This is a genomic window from Stenotrophomonas sp. 3diitr2024 (assembly GCF_042136455.1).
Classification (GTDB): domain Bacteria; phylum Pseudomonadota; class Gammaproteobacteria; order Xanthomonadales; family Xanthomonadaceae; genus Stenotrophomonas; species Stenotrophomonas sepilia.
In genome coordinates, this window is record NZ_JBHHMJ010000290.1 from 1 (window position 1) to 3302 (window position 3302).

At 51.5% G+C, this 3302-nt stretch carries 3 protein-coding genes and 1 pseudogene; 2 read left to right on the plus strand and 2 right to left on the minus strand.

Annotated elements, in window-relative coordinates; translation table 11 throughout:
- Both ABGA94_RS06660 and ABGA94_RS06665 read right to left on the minus strand, forming a co-directional pair.
- A partial coding sequence (locus ABGA94_RS06660) for an XVIPCD domain-containing protein (protein WP_262096682.1) occupies positions 1 to 1219 on the minus strand: 1219 nt, incomplete at its 3' end.
- A complete protein-coding gene (locus ABGA94_RS06665; RefSeq protein WP_095379467.1) occupies positions 1216 to 1854 on the minus strand; it encodes a hypothetical protein in 639 nt (212 codons plus the stop codon). The genes ABGA94_RS06665 and ABGA94_RS06660, both read right to left, overlap by 4 nt.
- Positions 1855 to 2121: 267 nt before the next feature.
- Here ABGA94_RS06665 and scrB point away from each other — a divergent pair.
- Both scrB and ABGA94_RS06675 read left to right on the plus strand, forming a co-directional pair.
- A pseudogene (scrB, locus tag ABGA94_RS06670) lies at positions 2122 to 2706 on the plus strand (beta-fructofuranosidase); the annotation flags it as partial.
- The coding region (locus ABGA94_RS06675) for a carbohydrate kinase (RefSeq protein ID WP_375366764.1) at positions 2703 to 3302 on the plus strand (600 nt) is incomplete at its 3' end. The pseudogene scrB and the gene ABGA94_RS06675, both read left to right, overlap by 4 nt.

Below are 3302 nucleotides of genomic sequence, written 5' to 3' on the forward strand. Positions count from 1 at the left end.
TGGCCGCCGCAAGCAGGCCGGCCGTCACGCGCTCACTGGTTTCATCGAAGCTGCGCCCGTGCCTGGCATCCACGGCGGATACACCCTCGCGAATCTGCCGGTAGAGCGCATGGTCTGGATGGCCTTCCTTCCTGGGATCCAGGCCTGCCCTGTCCAAGGTTGATTCAATGCTCTCCTGCAAAGGGGTCCTGGGAGAGAAAGCGGGATTGCTGAGAGAGGGCGAGCCCTTGTCGGTTGCATCCTGGATCAGTTTATCGCCAGGCCTGAGCGCATTGCGGGCCCGCTGCTCGGCTTCAGCTTCGTGGCGGGCGTATGCACCGGCTTCCTCGACACCACGCAGGAAATTGATACCGTCGCGCAGCAGACCGGGCCCGCCGCCGACAAGCACGGTCGCACCCGCACGTAGTTGATGAACATCCCTGCGGTAGTCGGCAATCCGGCGCAGGTCCTCAGGATCCGTAACGCGCGCCTGTGGATTGTCCAGTACAGATTGCACCGGGCCCTTATCGGTCATGCGATCAAGGAAATGAACCACTCGATGGGAGTCGCCCAACTGGACCGCCACCGCGGCGGACATGACATGGCCGCTCTTCATCCCGGGTGTTCCGATCGAGGCGATGCGCTGGCCGTGCTCGGCGTTGCGCAGGATCTCCAGTTCCCTGGGCAGCGCATACATCTCGACCTTGCCGTAATGGGGACCGCCGGCACTGACCAGGTCGCCTGCCATCACATGGTTGGTGAAGGGTGCCGCGTTGGCTGGCTGGCCTTCAGGAAGGCGATATGCCAGCCCGGCGGCACCGTAGGGATTGAACGCGTCGCCGGGAAGGTTGTAGTGGTGTGCAGTGATCTGTGCGAGCGCGCCGCCCAGGGAGTGGCCGGTGACGTGTACTGGCCCCGCTCCCCTTTCTTCGGCCAGCCTGAGGGCTTGCTTTGTCAGCGCCAGCGCGTCAGTCAGTTGCGCGTTGACTCTGGCGGTGACCATCGCGGCGTCGATGCCGCCATCAAGCATGGGCTGACGATCAAACTCGGTACCGCGATGGGCGACGATGACTTCCTTTGTATTGATGTTGAGGTAGACAATGCCCTGATATCCGCTCCCAGAGTCACGACAAGCGAGGACCTCATACTTTGTTCCGCCGACGGTGATGTCGGAACTGACGGGCGGAAGCGGGTCCTTATAGACATTGTCCGAAAGCGCCGCGCTTTCTCTAGGATTCATTGCGATGCTCCTTCAATCCTTGTGGAGACTTCGATTGGAAAGTACTCCTCGCGCTTCTCTGGGGGCATCTTTTCGTACCAACTTGAAGGCTCGGTTGGCGTCCGCTCTGTCGACTGTCCTGTGGTCAAGGGCGGCAATGCGCGCTTTACGTAAGCAGTGAAGGTTCTCCCGCCCTCAATTTCCGTGAATAGTGCTGCGACGGACGCTCGAATTGGGCGACCATCAATGATGAAGGGGAACGAAGCTTCCACGAGCACGGGTGTCCAAGTGCAGGGGCCACGACCGTAATAGTCGGCAACTTCCATACCGTCGTTGAAAACAGCACTGCTGAATTCAGTTGCACTGAGGCGCTGTGCCTGAACCTCAACCCTGTGCTGGTTCGGCTCGTACTGCACCCCCTCCCAATTGTTGACCGGAGGCAGACAGAGTGGGTCTATCTCATACGTGACGAAGACCGAAGGAACGGGGACATCCACGGGTGCATCGTGGACCCGAATCACAATCGGCAGCGCATCCCTTGGCGCAGGATTCTCGCGATAGACGGGGAACGAGCGTTCCTTGTTGCAGCCTGCGACAACCAGTGTGATCAGGGCGATCAACGCAACATGAGCAAGGCTGGGGACGGATTTCAGCATGAGCGGTCCATGTCGCTGCAGGATTGATCCTTGGAACATGCGGTCTCATCACGAACGACGGCGCCACATCCGGGCAAATGCGACAGGTTGCGCAGTGGGTATTGTCCGTTGCCCGGACTTCCCACCCTGTCTACCCGAGCAGCGCGGCCTTGCGGGGTAGCGTTCATCGGCGTTCCATTGCTGTGCGATACCTGACTATACGACCCGCTCCAGCCGCGCTCCAAGTCGGTGTCCTGCGGGCCTCCCGTTTGGCGCGCATGGCTTGCGGCAGGATCAAGTGAAATCACATATCCTTCTGATGATTATATGTGGGCTCATTGCCTAACACTTCCACGTGAATTAACATTAGAAGATAACATCTTAAAACAAAAACCAGTTTCAGAATTAACAAAACTACGAACAACAAAAAAAGACATTTCAGGAGATATAACAGCTGGATTAAATGTATTATCAACGCTTGATGATGAAGACTCCTATGAATTAATTGTTACACTTAAAACAGAAGATGCAAAACGTTTTGGTCTTTCTCTCTTCCACAATGAGGAGGAATGTTTCCCCATTACATTTAATCGGGAACAAGGTACTATTTCTATAGACAGGGGCAACTTCTACCATCAATTTGGCGGAGAATATGGATTTGAACGCTGTAAAAAAATAGATATTCAAGATACGATAGAACTACAAATATTTGTAGATAAAAGCATCGTGGAAATTTTCTTATACGATGGTTCAACAGTCTTTACGTCCCGAGTTTTTCCTCGAAAAGACATGAAACATCATATCGCAATCTTTTCAGATGCAAAATTAAACTTTACCATCACACAATATAAGCTGAAAAGAGGGATTGTATGAGAAATGTCTTTTGTATAGGTGAACTATTAATTGATTTTGTGTGCCGAAATACTAATGTTTCTTTAGTAAACGGTTCAGATTTCGAAAAAAAAGCTGGTGGAGCACCCGCTAACGTTGCTGCTGCGATTACAAAATTAGGTGGACACGCTACATTTATGGGGCAAGTAGGAAACGACCCATTTGGTGAGTTTCTTGAACAAACTTTACAGCGTGCGCAAGTCGATACATCCATGCTCATAAAAGATAAACAAACAACACTTGCATTCGTATCCATCGATCAAGATGGCGAACGTGATTTTACTTTTATGCGTGGTGCAGATGGTGAATATCAATTCAATAGCATTGATTTATCAAAAATACAAACGAATGATTTAATACATTTCGGTTCAGCGACAGCTTTACTATCAAGCCCATTAAAAGAAACGTATTTTCAGTTGTTACAATATGCGAAAGATAAAGGGCATTTTATTTCTTTTGATCCAAATTATCGAAGTGCACTCATTACAAATACAGAACAATTCTCTCAAGATTGTCTAACCTTTATAAAACATGCACACTTCGTAAAAGTAAGTCAAGAGGAAGCTACTATGCTCTCT